Origin of the sequence: Rhizobium oryzicola (genome assembly GCF_030504645.1) — a bacterium.
Taxonomy (GTDB): domain Bacteria; phylum Pseudomonadota; class Alphaproteobacteria; order Rhizobiales; family Rhizobiaceae; genus Neorhizobium; species Neorhizobium oryzicola.
Genome location: NZ_JAUKWQ010000002.1, coordinates 67,504 through 83,109 on the forward strand (window position 1 = coordinate 67,504; position 15,606 = coordinate 83,109).

Here is a 15,606-nt window from a genome sequence, read left to right on the forward strand (position 1 = left end):
TTTTTTTACAGCCCTCACGGAAAGCCCGGAAAACCGGGCTCAAGCGGCCAGGAGCTTGTTCACTTCGTCCACGAGGTCGCGCAGGTGGAAAGGCTTGGAAAGCACCTTGGCATCCTTCGGCGCCTTGGAATCAGCATTGAGAGCGACAGCTGCAAAGCCGGTGATGAACATCACCTTCAAGTCCGGGTCCAGCTCGGTGGCGCGTCGTGCCAGTTCGATGCCGTCCATTTCGGGCATCACGATGTCTGTCAGCAGAAGGGCGAAAGGCTCTTCGCGCAGGCGGTCATAGGCGCTTGCCCCATTGTCGAAGGACGCTACCTTGTAGCCTGCCTTCTCCAGCGCCTTCACGAGGAAGCGGCGCATATCGTTATCATCTTCAGCGAGAAGGATTTTATGCATCATGGGACCGTTTTGGTTCTCATTCATTCTTCAGCCGCCAAGCTTACCTGTCCGCGCTTAAAAACCGATGAAGGTGGCGGGCGGCAGAGTTTCAGGTAGGGATGTAGATAGTATGGACTTAATGACAGGCAACTGGCAACATGGTGCTTCGACAAGTTCACGACATGGTAAAGGCGGGATGGACTGGGTATCAGGCGAGAGTGAGCCCTTTGAGGTGCGAGAGCCTGAGGTCCAGAGTGTTCCCCTCGTGTTCAGCTCTCCCCACAGCGGGCGCGCTTATCCTTCCGAGTTTCTGGAAAGCTCCAGGCTCGATGCCCTGTCGATTCGTCGTTCGGAAGATCACTTCGTTGACGAACTCTTTGCGGATGCAACGGAATTTGGCGCGCCTTTCCTCGTCGCCCATTTTCCGCGCGCCTATCTGGACGTGAACCGCGAGCCTTATGAGCTTGATCCGCGCATGTTCGATGGTGCCTTGCCGTCCTATGCCAATATCGGTTCCATGCGGGTTGCCGGTGGCCTCGGAACCATTCCTCGAATCGTTGCCGAGAATATGGAGATTTATCGCCACCGCATTTCCGTCGAGACGGCGCTTTGGCGAATCGAAGGTATCTATAAGCCGTTTCATGCGACGCTGAGGCGGCTGATTGCCCGCACACATGCGCGATTCGGGCTTGCCGTGCTGATCGACTGCCATTCCATGCCAGGCAACATCCGGCTTTCAGGCTCTGATCTGCGGCCGGACTTCATCATTGGCGACCGTTACGGCACCAGTGCCTCGGCCGAACTGTCGCGCGCCGCTGTTCATTTCCTGGAGGAGATGGGTTTCACGGCAGTACGCAACAAGCCTTACGCGGGTGGCTTCATAACGGAACATTATGGTCGACCGGTGCGTGGGCTGCATGCGCTGCAGATCGAGGTCAATCGCGCGCTCTATGTGGATGAGGCGACGCTAGAGAAGCGTCCCGAATTCGACATCATTGCCGCGGCGCTTTCTGCCTTCATGCGGCAGATGATTGATTTTGCAGAAGATTACCGCCGCGAAACGGCGCTTGCTGCCGAATAAGCCTCCGGCATCCCAAATTATCCAGAGCGGCCGAGGAGCGAAGTTCTGCCTTGCGGATGTGCCTGCATTGGAGCGCAGGCTAAAAAAAACCGCGCTCAGGGCGCGGCTTTGAGTCTAGGGAGGAAACACCCAAGGAGGGTATTTACAGTCAAAAGACTGTAATGTGACGCTATGGCCGATGTGCCCAAATGTCAAGCACATTGTGTGAGTGACTAAACTCGCGGCAGTTATTTCATGTGGGTCCCGTATTGCCCGCTTCGCCGGATCGTCTAAAAGAGGCGCGTACCCAATATCTGCGAGACCATTATGCTGCCAGATCGTGCTTTTTTCGACAGCCTTGCCGATGCCGCCAAAGGAGAGACGCTGCCGCGCTTTCGCACAGGCACGCTTGTCTCCAACAAGCTTGCAGGCGGGTTCGATCCGGTTACGGAAGCAGACCAGGCTGCAGAGACGGCCATCCGCGACCGCATCATCCAGCATTTCCCGGCGCACGGCATTCTGGGGGAGGAGCACGAATCGATCGGCCTCGATCGCGATTTGGTCTGGGTCATCGATCCGATCGACGGAACCCGTGCTTTCATTTCCGGCGTGCCCGTATGGGGAACGCTGATTGGTCTTTACCAGAAGGGCCGGGCGGTGATGGGCCTGGTCGATCAACCCTTTACGGGAGAGCGCTATTTTGCCGACGGGCAACGGGCCTGGTATCGCGGGCCGGATGGCGAGCGGCAAATTCACACCCGAGATTGCGGTGGCCTTGGCAATGCAACGCTTTTCACCACCTCTCCCCATATCTTCCAGGGTGGAAGCTATGATTTGTACAAGGCGGTTGAGAGCAAGGTCCGGCTGTTCCGCTACGGGGTGGATTGCTACGCCTATGCGCTGCTGGCCGCTGGCCATATCGATCTCGTCATCGAGGACAGCCTGAAGCCCTATGATGTTGGCGCGCTGATCCCGCTCATCGAGCAGGCGGGCGGCATCGTCACGACCTGGGATGGTGGGCGCCCGGAAATGGGTGGCAACATTATCGCTGCCGGTAGCCATGCGGTTTATGAGGAGGCGCTGGCCATTCTCCAGGGTAAAGCCTAAGTTACGCCATCTCGCTATCGAAGGCCTGCGCTATCTCTGTGCCGTTGAAGAAGGCATCAATCGCTGCCAGGACCTGCACACGATAGATGTTTCGCTCCTGAAACAGTTCGTGCCGGGCGCCCGTGATCGTGATCAGCTGACCCGCCCGAAAATTTCTGGAGAGATTTTCCTGTGCCGCATAGGGCACCACGCCATCTAGCATGGGTGCCAGAACGAGCGTCGGTACGGTAATGCGTGTCAGGTGCGTTTGCTGGCGAATGCGAGCGGCAACCTGCAGGCTTTCGTGCAGCCAGCGGGCGGTGGGTGCGCCGATGGTCAGCTCGGGGTGGGCTGCGATGATAGCGGCATTGCGGGCAAAACGGGCTGGATCCGAGGTCAATGGGTTGTTGTCATAGGGCCGATGGCTCTGGTCCTTGCTCAAGGTCACGCGGCCGAAGCCGGTCTTGCTCAAAAGGCCGGACAAGCGGCGCACCGTTCCTTCCGAAGGTCCCTGACCTGTCAGCCCGACGAACGGAGCCGCGAGGGCCATCCGCTCGATGCGGTTTGCCAGTCGCGGTGCATGCGCAAGCGCGATCAAGGCGCCGGTGGAATGGGCCGTCAGGTAGAAGGGAAGGCGGGTATCGGGCAGCACGATCTGTTCCAGGAAGAGGTCCAGGTCCCGCTGATAATCCCGGAAGCGCGCGACGTGGCCCTTTCGAGAATCCTTCAGCAGCCGGTCCGAGCCGCCCTGTCCGCGCAGGTCATAGGTCGCGACCCAGAAGCCGAGGGCATTGAGATCGCGGATTGTCTCAAAATACTTTTCGATGAACTCGTTGCGGCCATGCACCAAAACGATCGTGCCGCGTGCCGGCGAAATTTCCGAACGGAAAATGCCGTAACGCAGACGGATACCGCGATGCCCTTCGAAAAAGCCCGCCGTATGGTTGGCGGGAACAGGGTTGTCAGGCGTCGAATAGAGGATGTCGTCCATGGCTCGCCGCATTTTCAGTTGCTGGAATCTGTAGGGCGCGCTCTGACTTGCGTCAAAGAAAAAAGCACCGGGACCGGCGGGGTCGATAGTGGTCCCGGCGCAAAGGTCAACTGGAGGGAAAGGCACCTCGCTCCAGCCACCGGATGCAAATGCGTCCGGTATTTGCGAGGCTAAGATAGCCAGCCTGAATGCCACAGGAATTGGTCATTCATCATCGGTTCAGGCAGAAAACACGGGCCAAAATTTTCCGCAAAGCAGGGTCTTGAAGCGGCCAAAACCACTTCCCATCTGAGTTCTTGCAGGCGCCAAACGGGCCTGCAAGAACCGGCCAGCGTCGCCAGAAGGGACGCTCGCCCGAACATTAAGATCGCACACGTCGCTTCACAGGAGGACACCATGCGTCACGTTGATTTTTCCCCTCTCTATCGTTCCACCGTCGGCTTTGACCGTTTGTTTTCCATGCTTGACGGCATCGGCCAGCCCGAGCAGGCCCAGACCTATCCGCCCTATAATATCGAGCGCACGGGTGAGAACACCTATCGCATCACCATGGCCGTTGCTGGCTTCGACGAGCGTGAGCTCAGCATTGAAGCACACGCCCATGTGCTGACGGTGAAGGGTGAGAAGTCCGAGGACGAGAATGCCGGAAAGAGCGAATATCTCTATCGCGGTATCGCCAAGCGCGCCTTCGAGCGCCGCTTCCAGCTTGCCGATCATGTGGAAGTGCAAGCCGCCTCGCTAAAGAACGGTCTGTTGCATATCGACCTGCTTCGCAATATTCCCGAAACTCTGAAGCCGCGCCGCATCGCGATTGCTGGCGATCTCGCTGATGCTCCGAAGACCATCGAGGCCCAGCAGGCTCCGCAGCAGATCAACTAACTGCCTAGCCCCTCTCGAATTGGCAGACGTTCAGGCCTCTCCCCCGCGGGAGAGGCTTTTGTCATTATACGGTGGCCGCCACGGGTTTCTTCTGCTGCTTTGCGGCATACCGTTGTGCAAGCACTGCGCAGGCCATCAGCTGGATCTGGTGGAAGAGCATCAGGGGCAGAACGATCGCGCCAATGCTTTGGCCCGCGAAAATCGCACTCGCCATGGGCACGCCGCTTGCAAGGCTTTTCTTCGAACCGCAGAAGGTGATGGTGATTTCGTCTTCCTTGTTGAAGCCCATCAGTCGGCTGCCGAACATGGTCAGGCAGAGGATGGCAGCGAGAAGAATGCCGTTGACCACGATGACCACGGCAATATCTGTAATCGAGAAGGTGTGCCACAGCCCCTCATTCACGGACTCGCTGAAGGCGAGATAGACGACCATCAGGATCGAACCGCGATCAACAGGCATGAGGATCTTCTTGCGGGCGCGGATCCAGCTGCCGATCCAGGGTTCCAGAACCTGGCCCAGGATGAACGGCGCCAGAAGCTGCAATACGATGGTTTCCAATGCGCTGAAGGAGAAGCCGGACTGGCCTTGCGTGGTGAACAGCAAGCCTACCAGGAGCGGGGTCAGGAACATGCCGAACAGGTTGGAGGCGGATGCCGAGCAGATCGCCGCCGGTACGTTGCCGCCGGCAATTGAAGTAAAGGCAATCGACGACTGCACGGTGGATGGCAGAACGCACAGATAAAGGATGCCAATGTAGAGCTTGGGATCCAGAATGGACGGGGGGATGAAACCTAGCGCCAACCCGACCAGCGGAAAGACCGCAAAGGTGGTGAGTAGGATGGTCAGGTGAAGGCGCCAGTGCAGGATACCGGCAATCACCACATCCCGCGAAAGCCGCGCACCGTGTAGGAAGAACAGAAGGGCAATCGCGCAATTGGTTGCGACGTTGAAGTAGGACGCAAAGGCGCCGTGTGCCGGGAACAGGGAAGCAATGATGACCGTCGTCACTAGCATCAATGTGAACTGGTCTGGCAAGAAACGCTGCATGGCGAAATCCTCAATCGTGGCTGCTTTACTTCTCCGTCATCACAAAGCAAGATGCAATAACTAACAGTTATCGCGAAGTGCAATAACATGCTGAGCCTCACGCATCTCAACAGCTTCGTCATGCTGCACCAGACCGGTTCTTTCACTGTGGCCGCCGAGCGGCTGGGGCTTGGGCAATCGACGGTGACCCAGCATATCCAGCGGCTCGAGAAATCTGTCGGAAAGCAGTTGATCTTTCGCAATACCCATCAGGTCCGTATTACCGCGGAGGGGGAGGCCCTGCTCAGCTACGCCCGCGGGATGCTGGAGCTGAACGGCAAGGTCATGTCCCTGTTCAGCGAAAGCCGCCTGCGCGGACGCCTTCGTCTCGGCGTGTCCGAGGATGTCGTCGAAAACCGCCTCACTACAATTCTGGAAGATTTCATCCGTCTGCATCCGCTTGTCGATCTCGAACTCACGGTGGACCTCAGCGTCAACCTCTACCAGATGCTGGAGGTGGGCGATCTCGATCTCGTGCTTGCCAAGCGTCATCTCGGCGAGACCCATGGACAATTGCTCTATCGCGAGCCGCTTGTCTGGCTGGCGCGCGATCCGGATCTGATTCTTTCGCGCGGGGATCCGCTGCCGCTGATCGCCTTTCCGGCGCCGAGTATCACCCGGCGTCTGGCACAGCGGGCACTGGACCGTGAGAAGTGGGCTTGGCGGATCGTCTGCACCTGCGGCAGCCTTTCGGGACTGACCGCTGCGGCTCGCGCCGGCATGGGGGTTTTGGTGCAGCCGCGCAGCATGGCGCCGTCGGGCCTGCGGGAAATACCGGCAGACCGCTTGCCGGCACTGGAGGATGTGGAATTTGTTCTGGTGCCGCGCCGGGGTGCCGACGCGGCGCTGCTGGCCGCCCTGTCAGACCTGATCACGAAGCGGATCGCGCCGCATGCGGGATTGGCGACCGATTAAGCGGTGTCAGCCCGCCGCCACCAGGCGCAGGAATGCATCGACATCGTCTGGTGTTGTTGCAAAGCTGGTGACGAGGCGGATCAGCACATCCTGTTCACTGACCGGTTCCGCCATATCCTTTGGCTCTAGCCAGTCGTAAAATTTTGCACCCTTTTCCCCGGCCGCCTTGGCCGTTGCCTTGGGAAGAACAGCAAAAACCTCGTTGGACCGGGTTTCCCAGGCCAGGCGCGCAGTGTTGGAGCCGTTCAGTCCTGCGCGAAGACGATCAGCCATGGCGTTGGCATGGCGCGCAAGATCCAGCCAGAGGTCATCCTGCAGATAGGCCTCGAACTGGGCGGCGATGAAACGGGACTTGGAAAAGAGCTGGGCAGAGCGCTTGCGGATGAAGGGAAGTTCCTTCGCCATGGCAGGGTCGAAGAATACGATGGCTTCCGCGCACCAGCAGCCGTTCTTGGTGCCGCCGAAAGAGAGGACATCGACGCCGCGCTTCCAGGTCATTTCGGCCGGTGTCGCCCCGAGGTTGACCAGCGCATTGGCGAAGCGCGCACCATCCATGTGCAGCGGCAGGCCATGTTCATGGGAAATGCGGGCGATCTCCTCGATTTCGTCGAGGGTATAAATGGTGCCGGTTTCGGTCGCCTGCGTCATGGTGACGGCGGTCGCGCGGCCATGGTGGACGGCATCCTGAGGATACCGAGCGATGCGGGAGACGAGATGCCTCGGGTCCATCTTGCCGTGCGGACCGTCGACCGGCGACATGCGCATGCCGCTGAAGAAATCCGGCGCGCCACATTCGTCTTCGATGACATGCGCTTCGGAATGCGCAAAGGTCACGCCGCCCGGCTTTGCCAGGCTTGCCAGCGCCAGAGAATTGGCGGCCGTACCGGTCGCGACAAAGAAGACCGAGACCTCGCGTTCGAAGATTTCGTTGAAACGCTGCTCGATGGCGAGGTCCAGTTCACTCGTGCCGTAGGCTGCGGCAAAGCGGGTCGATTCCTTCAGCAGGCGTTCGTTGATGGCGGGATGTGCGCCCGCCCAGTTGTCCGAGGCAAAAAACATGGGGTCGGCTTTCGCAGGTAAGATGACAGCGGCCGGAGATTAGGCTGATCCTCCGTCGGATCAATAGTCTCGGCGCGATAAACCCGCGGACCTGTGTGCGAACGCAATCTTGCGGCTCGAAATGCAGGCCTCTGATAAGAAAATTGCCCGGAACCCACCTCGGCCGTAATTTTCCCTCTAGGAGATCGTTAATTTTCTGGTCTGCGCTCTTGCGGGGCTATAAGCTTTCTGTCATAGATTTTGAAAACTAGGACAGAAATGCTGTCCTAATTCAATTGATCGCCGGATGATATCGTCGCTTCGAAAGAGGGGAGGGTTGTCATCTGGCGGTGCGGTGTCTGGTGTAGGTGCCCTTTGGGTGCAACGCCGGGCTGGCTGTTCAAGATGGTCCCAAGTGGCCGATTGGAGGAATATGATGACGAAGCCTGTATCCACTCCCCACGAGGGTGAGAGCATGAAAGCCGTTATCCCAGCCCGTCTGTCGCCGTCGGGCATGCCCTTCGCGCAGGGTCTCTACGATCCGCGCAACGAGCATGATGCCTGCGGCGTCGGCTTCATTGCCCATATGAAGGGGCAGAAGTCGCATCAGATCGTCAAGGATGGCCTGTTCATCCTGGAAAATCTCACGCATCGCGGCGCTGTCGGCGCTGACCCGCTGATGGGTGATGGCGCGGGCATTCTGGTGCAGATCCCCGATCGCTTCTTCCGTGAGGAAATGGCGAAGCAAGGTGTCACGCTGCCGAAGGCTGGCGAATATGCCGTTGGCCACATCTTCATGCCGCGCGACCCGGAGCAGATCGAGCACTTCAAGAAGGTGATGATCGAGGTCATTGCCGAAGAGGGCCAGCAGTTCCTCGGCTTCCGCGATGTGCCTGTAGATAACTCCTCGCTGTCCAAGGCGCCGGATATTGCCGCGACCGAACCCTATCACTGTCAGATCTTCATCGGCGCCGGCCGCGATGCCGCGACGAACCATGATTTCGAGCGCAAGCTGTTCCTGCTGCGCAAGGTCATCTCCAACCGCATCTACGACCAGTTCGGCGGTCAGGAAACCGGCTTCTATCCGGTCTCGCTGTCCTCCTCGACCATCGTCTACAAGGGCATGTTCCTGGCCTATCAGGTTGGCGCTTATTACAAGGACCTGAGCGATCCGCGCTTTGAGTCTGCGGTTGCCCTCGTGCACCAGCGCTTCTCCACCAACACCTTCCCGTCGTGGAAGCTGGCGCACCCGTACCGCATGGTTGCCCATAACGGCGAAATCAACACGCTGCGCGGCAACGTCAACTGGATGGCGGCGCGTCAGGCCTCCGTGTCCTCGCCCTTCTTCGGCGACGACATCTCCAAGCTCTGGCCGATCTCCTATGAAGGTCAGTCGGATACGGCCTGCTTCGACAACGCACTCGAATTCCTCGTGCGCGGCGGCTATTCCATGGCGCATGCCGTGATGATGCTGATCCCGGAAGCCTGGGCCGGCAACCAGTCCATGAGCCCGGAGCGCAAGGCATTTTACGAATACCACGCTGCCCTGATGGAACCGTGGGATGGTCCGGCAGCGGTTGCCTTCACCGATGGCAAGCAGATCGGCGCGACGCTCGATCGTAACGGTCTGCGTCCGGCACGTTATGTTGTGACGTCCGACGATCGCATCATCATGGCCTCCGAAGCGGGCGTTCTGCCGGTGCCGGAAGAAACCATCGTCAAGAAGTGGCGCCTGCAGCCCGGCAAGATGCTGCTGATCGACATGGAAAAGGGCCGCATCATTTCCGACGAGGAAGTGAAGAGCGAGCTTGCCACTCAGCATCCCTATCGCCAGTGGCTCGACCGCACCCAGATCATTCTGGAAGAGTTGAAGCCGGTAGAGCCGCGCGCGCTGCGCCGCGACGTGTCGCTGCTCGACCGCCAGCAGGCCTTTGGTTACACCTCTGAGGACACCAAAATCCTGATGTCGCCGATGGCGACCACGGGCCAGGAAGCTGTCGGCTCCATGGGCACCGATACGCCGATATCGGCGATGTCGTCCAAGTCGAAGCTGCTCTACACCTATTTCAAGCAGAACTTCGCGCAGGTGACGAACCCGCCGATCGACCCGATCCGCGAAGAGCTTGTCATGAGCCTCGTCTCCTTCATCGGCCCGCGCCCGAACATTCTCGACCATGAAGGCATGGCCAAGGCCAAGCGTATGGAAGTTCGCCAGCCGATCCTGACCAATGGCGATCTCGAAAAGATCCGCTCCATCGGTCACATGGAGGACCACTTCGACACCAAGACGCTCGACTTCACCTATGATGTGGAGCGCGGCGCCGAAGGCATGCCGGAAATGCTGGATCGCCTTTGCGAGCGTGCGGAAGCAGCCGTTCGCGGCGGCTACAACATCATCGTTCTCTCTGACCGCCAGATCGGGCCGGACCGCATTGCCATCCCGGCGCTACTGGCCACGGCTGCCGTGCACCATCACCTGATCCGCAAGGGGCTTCGTACCTCCGTCGGTCTCGTCGTGGAATCCGGCGAGCCGCGCGAAATCCATCACTTCTGCTGCCTGGCCGGGTTCGGTGCGGAAGCGATCAACCCCTACCTTGCCTTCGATACGCTGACGGACATGCATGCCCGCGGCGAATTCCCGAAGGAAGTCGATGCTGAAGAAGTGGTCTATCGCTATATCAAGGCGGTCGGTAAGGGCATTCTCAAGGTCATGTCCAAGATGGGCATTTCCACCTACCAGTCCTATTGCGGCGCGCAGATCTTCGACGCGATCGGCTTGGCATCCGAACTGGTCAACAAGTACTTCTTCGGCACCGCCACGACCATTGAAGGCGTGGGCTTGACGGAAATTGCGGAAGAAACCTTTGCCCGCCATAAGGCAGCTTTCGGCAAGGATCCGGTTCTGGCCTCCACGCTCGATATCGGCGGCGAATATGCCTACCGTATGCGCGGTGAAAGCCATGCCTGGACGCCGGACGCGGTTGCCTCCCTGCAGCACGCCGTGCGCGGTAACAGCCAGGATCGCTACCGCGAATTTGCAGCCATGGTGAACGAGACCTCGCTGCGCATGAACACGATCCGTGGTCTGTTCAAGATCAAGTCCGCGGAGCAGATCGGCCGCAAGCCAGTCTCGATCGATGAAGTCGAACCGGCGGTCGATATCGTCAAGCGCTTCTCCACCGGTGCCATGTCCTTCGGCTCCATCAGCCGCGAGGCGCACACCACGCTGGCGATTGCCATGAACCGCATTGGCGGCAAGTCGAACACAGGTGAGGGTGGCGAAGAGAGCGACCGTTACATGCCGCTGGCGGATGGTTCGCAGAACCCCGAGCGTTCGGCCATCAAGCAGATCGCTTCCGGCCGCTTCGGTGTGACGACGGAATATCTCGTCAACGCCGATATGCTGCAGATCAAGGTGGCGCAGGGTGCAAAGCCCGGCGAAGGCGGGCAGCTGCCCGGCCATAAGGTGGATGCGACGGTTGCCAAGACCCGTCACTCCACGCCGGGTGTCGGCCTCATCTCGCCGCCGCCGCACCATGACATCTATTCGATCGAAGATCTGGCGCAGCTGATCTTCGACCTGAAAAACGTCAACCCGGCTGCCGATATCTCGGTCAAGCTCGTCTCGGAAGTCGGCGTCGGCACGGTTGCTGCCGGTGTTGCCAAGGCACGCGCCGACCATATCACGGTTGCCGGCTTCGATGGCGGCACGGGTGCCTCGCCGCTGACCTCGCTGAAGCATGCCGGTTCCCCTTGGGAAATCGGTCTTGCCGAAACCCAGCAGACGTTGGTGCTGAATGGCCTTCGCTCGCGTATCGCCCTGCAGGTCGATGGTGGCTTGAAGACCGGTCGTGACGTGATTGTCGGCGCGCTTCTCGGTGCGGATGAATTCGGTTTCGCAACGGCTCCGCTGATTGCGGCTGGCTGCATCATGATGCGCAAGTGCCATCTGAACACCTGCCCCGTGGGCGTTGCGACGCAGGATCCGGTTCTGCGCAAGCGCTTCAAGGGCACGCCCGAGCACGTCATCAACTACTTCTTCTTCGTAGCGGAAGAGGTGCGCGAGATCCTGGCTTCGCTGGGCTTCACCCGGCTTGACGAGATCATCGGTGCTTCCGAACTCCTCGAAAAGGATGAGATGCTGGCGCACTGGAAGGCTAAGGGTCTCGACTTCAGCCGTATCTTCCACAAGGTGGAGGCGCCCAAGGCAGCCACCTACTGGACCGAGCGCCAGAAGCACCCGATCGACGACATTCTCGACCGCAAGCTGATCGAGAAGTCACTGCCCGCGCTGGAAAGCAAGGAGTCGGTGGTCTTCGAAGTGCCGATCAAGAACGTGGACCGCTCCGCAGGTGCCATGCTGTCCGGTGCGCTTGCCAAGCGTTGGGGTCACAAGGGTCTCAAGGACGATACCATTCATGTCACCCTCCGTGGCACGGCTGGTCAGTCCTTCGGCGCCTTCCTCGCACGCGGCATCACCTTCGATCTCGTGGGCGATGGCAACGACTATGTGGGCAAGGGTCTCTCTGGTGGCCGCATCATCGTGCGCCCGCCGGAAAACTCCAAGCTTGCCGCTGAGCAGTCGATCATCGTTGGCAACACGGTGCTCTACGGCGCCATCACCGGCGAATGCTACTTCCGCGGTGTTGCGGGTGAGCGTTTTGCGGTTCGCAACTCCGGTGCCATTGCCGTCGTCGAAGGCGTGGGCGATCACGGCTGCGAATACATGACGGGCGGCATCGTCGTGGTTCTCGGCGAAACCGGCCGCAACTTCGCAGCCGGCATGTCCGGTGGCGTGGCTTACGTTCTCGATGAGAGCGGCGATTTCGCCAAGCGCTGCAACATGGCCATGGTCGAGCTGGAGCCGGTTCCGGAAGAAGACGACATGCTGGAGAAGCTCCACCATCACGGTGGCGATCTCATGCACAAGGGACGCGTGGACGTTTCCGAGGACATGACGCGCCATGACGAAGAGCGACTCTACCAGATGATTTCCAACCATCTCCACTACACGGGCTCCACCCGCGCCAAGGAGATCCTGGATCGCTGGAGCGAGTATCGTCCGAAGTTCCGCAAGGTCATGCCGGTCGAGTATCGCCGTGCGCTTGAGGAAATGGAACGCATGCGCATGGGCGTTGCGGCGGAATAGTTCGACAGGCTCCATCGTTGTGATATGCTATCGGCATATGACGGCTTTGGAGGTGGATATGAACGAGCATGGAAAGGACGCGCGTGGAGATGGTGAGGTCGCAGCCGCCATCTTCAAAAATGGTCGAAGCCGGGCGGTTCGCATACCGAAGGAATTCGAGTTCGATGGTGATCGGGCCGTTCTTGTGCAGCAACCGGATGGCTCGATCCTGATGCGGACGGCAGTGACTGCTGGCCTCATCGAGTATCTCAAGCAGGCCGAAGCCTGGACCGGAGAAGACTTCGTTGAAGAGGACGATGATCTTCCACCGCTCCGAGAGGTCGAGATCTGATGCGGTACATGCTCGACACCAACATCGTTTCGGCGATCGTTCGGGACCCGCGTGGGAAGGTTCTTGAACGTCTTCTCGAGGTTGGTGAGGAGAACGCCTTTATCAGTATCATCACCCATGGTGAGATCTGGTACGGCGTAAAGAAGAACGGCTCCGAGGAGCTCGCACGAAAGGTCTCGGCGGTCACGCGGCGGCTTTACGTAGCGCCCCTTCAGTTGCCGAGCGACCAGCGTTATGCCGAGATCCGGCTGGCGTTGAGACAGGGAAAGAATATCGGTCCAAACGACCTTTGGATCGCGGCACATGCAGTGGCGCTCGATGCCGTGCTCGTGACGAATAATGAAACCGAGTTTTCCCGGGTTCCGGGACTGAAGATCGAGAACTGGCTGCGATAGCGGCGGAGAGGAAGCAGAATGCGCAAAGTGCATCTCCTAGTCTCCATCATGCTGGCTACCGCAGTTCCGACCGCCGGCTATCTGGTCAACGGATCGATCGGATTGGAGTTTATCGTGCAGGGGGCGATCATCGGCTTCGCCTACTGGTATTGGGGGCCTTTGGGCCTGCCGTTTTGAAAGGGTAAGACATGGGCAAGGTTACGGGTTTCATGGAAATCGACCGGCAGGTGGCAAAGTACCAGCCTGCGTCGGATCGCATTCGCCATTTCCGCGAGTTCACCATTCCAATGTCGGATGCCGAGGTGACGAAACAGGCAGCGCGCTGCATGGACTGTGGCATTCCCTATTGCCATGGCCCGACCGGCTGTCCAGTTCATAACCAGATCCCTGATTGGAACGACCTCGTCTACAACAACAAGTGGGAAGAGGCGATCCGCAACCTCCATTCCACCAACAACTTCCCCGAATTCACGGGTCGCGTATGCCCGGCACCTTGCGAGGAAGCCTGCACGCTGAACCTGGAAGATGCTCCCGTGGCGATCAAGACGGTCGAGCAGGCCATTGCCGACAAGGCCTATGAGCTTGGCTTCATCTCGCCGCAGCCGCCGACCATCCACACCGGCAAGAAGGTGGCCATCATCGGTTCGGGTCCTGCGGGTCTTGCCGCGGCCCAGCAACTGGGCCGTTCCGGCCATGAGGTTCATGTCTATGAGCGTGAATCCAAGCCCGGCGGGCTGCTTCGCTACGGTATCCCTGATTTCAAGATGGAGAAGAACTTCATCGACCGCCGCGTCGAGCAGATCAAGGGCGAGGGCGTCACCTTCCATTGCGGCGTCAATATCGGCGTCGACCTGCCGATGGAAAAGCTGCTGGCAGACCATGATGCGGTGATCTATTGCGGCGGTTCGGAAACGCCGCGTCCTGCCGGTATTCCAGGTGTGGACCTGCACGGCGTCTATGATGCCATGCCTTATCTGGTACAGCAGAACCGCCGCGTCGGTCGCGAAAATATCGATAGCGTGGGTTGGCCGTCCGAGCCGATCCTGGCTGGTGCAAAGCACGTCGTCGTCGTCGGCGGTGGCGATACGGCATCGGACTGCGTCGGCACGGCCTTCCGCCAGGGTGCCGTGAAGGTCACCCAGCTCGACATCCGCCCCATGCCGCCGGAAAAGGAAGACAAGCTTGCCGTCTGGCCTTTCTGGGCCACCAAGATGCGCACCTCGTCGTCGCAGGCTGAAGGCGCAAACCGCGAATTCCAGGTTGCGACGCTCGAATTCGTGGGCGAAGACGGTCAGTTGACCGGCGTGCGCTGCTGCCAGGTGGATGAGCGCCGCAAGCCGATTGCTGGTACGGACTTCATCATCAAGGCTGATCTCGCCTTCATCGCCATCGGCTTCTCCGGCCCGGCGAAGGATAGCGTGCTGAAGGATCTCGGCGACAAGCTTACGCTCAATATCGATCGCCGTGGCTCCACGAACGTGGTCGCCAACGAAAAGGACTACAAGACCTCCGTCGATAAGCTCTGGGCAGCCGGTGACGTCCGCCGCGGCCAGTCGCTGGTGGTCTGGGCCATCCGCGAAGGCCGTCAGGTGGCCCGCGCCGTGGACGAGGCCTTGATGGGCTCGACGGTTCTGCCGGCCTGATAGGCTCTAAAAGTGATCTTCATCAGCCCGGTTCGCCGGGCTGATCTGTTTCAGCATGCTGACATATTGGACACCATTGATGGCTCTGAAGTTTTATCTTGCCGGACCGGAAGTTTTTCTGCCCAACGCCCGCGATATGCTGGATGCAAAGGCTGCGATGACCCGCGCCTACGGGTTCGAGCCGATCTGTCCTGGTGACGTGACGATCGAACCTGCGCCGACGCTGCATGAATTCGGTCTCAAGATCAGTGCGGTCGATGAGGACATGATGAACCGCGCCGATGGCGTGATTGCCAATCTGACGCCCTTCCGTGGCATCGCCGCCGATGTCGGCACCGCTTTCGAGCTGGGGTATATGTGCGCGCAGGGCAAGATCGTTTCTGCTTATACCAATGTGGCGGAGAACCATTTCCAGCGGACATCCGGTTTCTACAACGGCGAAGTGCGGGAAACAGCGGATGGCCGCAAGCGCGGGCCGGATGGCATGTCGCTTGAGAATTTCGACATGATCGAAAACCTGATGCTGCATGGCGGCGTGGAGCGTCGTGGCGGCTTCATTGCCACGCATGCCGCATCACCCGAGGCGCTTTACACGGATCTGACTGCTTTCGAGGCCTGCCTGAAATGGGTCGCCAGCCGGCATGGCTGATT

At 59.5% G+C, this 15,606-nt stretch carries 14 protein-coding genes; 10 read left to right on the forward strand and 4 right to left on the reverse strand.

The window, feature by feature from the left end; translation table 11 throughout:
• Positions 1-39: 39 nt before the first annotated feature.
• Positions 40-402: a cell cycle two-component system response regulator CpdR gene (cpdR, locus tag Q2T52_RS07625; RefSeq protein ID WP_302076118.1), complete on the reverse strand. Its 363-nt coding sequence runs from the start codon at positions 400-402 to the stop codon at positions 40-42.
• 175 nt (positions 403-577) lie between these two features.
• Between cpdR and Q2T52_RS07630 the strand changes: the two genes are divergently transcribed.
• Together Q2T52_RS07630 and hisN are read left to right on the forward strand one after the other, a co-directional pair.
• On the forward strand, positions 578-1,462 hold the full coding sequence (locus tag Q2T52_RS07630) for an N-formylglutamate amidohydrolase (protein ID WP_302076119.1): 885 nt from the start codon (positions 578-580) through the stop codon (positions 1,460-1,462).
• A 306-nt stretch (positions 1,463-1,768) separates the two neighbouring features.
• On the forward strand, positions 1,769-2,548 hold the full coding sequence (gene hisN / locus Q2T52_RS07635) for a histidinol-phosphatase (protein WP_302076120.1): 780 nt from the start codon (positions 1,769-1,771) through the stop codon (positions 2,546-2,548).
• Between the two features lies 1 nt (position 2,549).
• On the opposite strand, the gene Q2T52_RS07640 is transcribed toward hisN, so the two are convergent.
• Entirely contained in the window at positions 2,550-3,518 is a 969-nt protein-coding gene (locus Q2T52_RS07640) for an alpha/beta fold hydrolase (protein ID WP_302076121.1), read from the reverse strand.
• A gap of 396 nt (positions 3,519-3,914) precedes the next feature.
• Here Q2T52_RS07640 and Q2T52_RS07645 point away from each other — a divergent pair, with 396 nt between their 5' ends.
• On the forward strand, positions 3,915-4,397 hold the full coding sequence (locus tag Q2T52_RS07645) for an Hsp20 family protein (RefSeq protein ID WP_302076122.1): 483 nt from the start codon (positions 3,915-3,917) through the stop codon (positions 4,395-4,397).
• 64 nt (positions 4,398-4,461) lie between these two features.
• Here Q2T52_RS07645 and Q2T52_RS07650 read toward each other — a convergent pair whose 3' ends face one another.
• The gene (locus tag Q2T52_RS07650) at positions 4,462-5,445 is read right to left on the reverse strand and encodes a bile acid:sodium symporter family protein (protein WP_302076123.1); all 984 of its coding nucleotides are present in this window, start codon (positions 5,443-5,445) and stop codon (positions 4,462-4,464) included.
• A gap of 87 nt (positions 5,446-5,532) precedes the next feature.
• Between Q2T52_RS07650 and Q2T52_RS07655 the strand changes: the two genes are divergently transcribed.
• Positions 5,533-6,399: a LysR family transcriptional regulator gene (locus Q2T52_RS07655; protein ID WP_302076124.1), complete on the forward strand. Its 867-nt coding sequence runs from the start codon at positions 5,533-5,535 to the stop codon at positions 6,397-6,399.
• A gap of 6 nt (positions 6,400-6,405) precedes the next feature.
• Here Q2T52_RS07655 and Q2T52_RS07660 read toward each other — a convergent pair whose 3' ends face one another.
• Positions 6,406-7,458, reverse strand: a complete 1,053-nt coding sequence (locus Q2T52_RS07660) for a threonine aldolase family protein (RefSeq protein ID WP_302076125.1) — start codon at positions 7,456-7,458, stop codon at positions 6,406-6,408.
• A 454-nt stretch (positions 7,459-7,912) separates the two neighbouring features.
• On the opposite strand from Q2T52_RS07660, the gene gltB reads away from it, so the two are divergent.
• The 6 genes from gltB to Q2T52_RS07690 all read left to right on the forward strand — a co-directional run bounded on the left by gltB (position 7,913) and on the right by Q2T52_RS07690 (position 15,604).
• A complete protein-coding gene (gene gltB, locus Q2T52_RS07665) occupies positions 7,913-12,586 on the forward strand; it encodes a glutamate synthase large subunit (RefSeq protein ID WP_302076705.1) in 4,674 nt (1,557 codons plus the stop codon).
• A gap of 58 nt (positions 12,587-12,644) precedes the next feature.
• Positions 12,645-12,917: an antitoxin gene (locus tag Q2T52_RS07670; protein ID WP_302076126.1), complete on the forward strand. Its 273-nt coding sequence runs from the start codon at positions 12,645-12,647 to the stop codon at positions 12,915-12,917.
• A gap of 8 nt (positions 12,918-12,925) precedes the next feature.
• Entirely contained in the window at positions 12,926-13,312 is a 387-nt protein-coding gene (locus Q2T52_RS07675; RefSeq protein ID WP_367187287.1) for a type II toxin-antitoxin system VapC family toxin, read from the forward strand.
• 18 nt (positions 13,313-13,330) lie between these two features.
• Positions 13,331-13,489, forward strand: coding sequence for a hypothetical protein (locus Q2T52_RS07680; RefSeq protein ID WP_302076128.1), 159 nt, complete (start codon positions 13,331-13,333; stop codon positions 13,487-13,489).
• An 11-nt stretch (positions 13,490-13,500) separates the two neighbouring features.
• Positions 13,501-14,955, forward strand: coding sequence for a glutamate synthase subunit beta (locus tag Q2T52_RS07685; RefSeq protein WP_302076129.1), 1,455 nt, complete (start codon positions 13,501-13,503; stop codon positions 14,953-14,955).
• A 79-nt stretch (positions 14,956-15,034) separates the two neighbouring features.
• Complete coding sequence (locus tag Q2T52_RS07690; RefSeq protein ID WP_302076130.1) at positions 15,035-15,604, forward strand: nucleoside 2-deoxyribosyltransferase; 570 nt, start codon at positions 15,035-15,037, stop codon at positions 15,602-15,604.
• Positions 15,605-15,606: the final 2 nt, after the last annotated feature.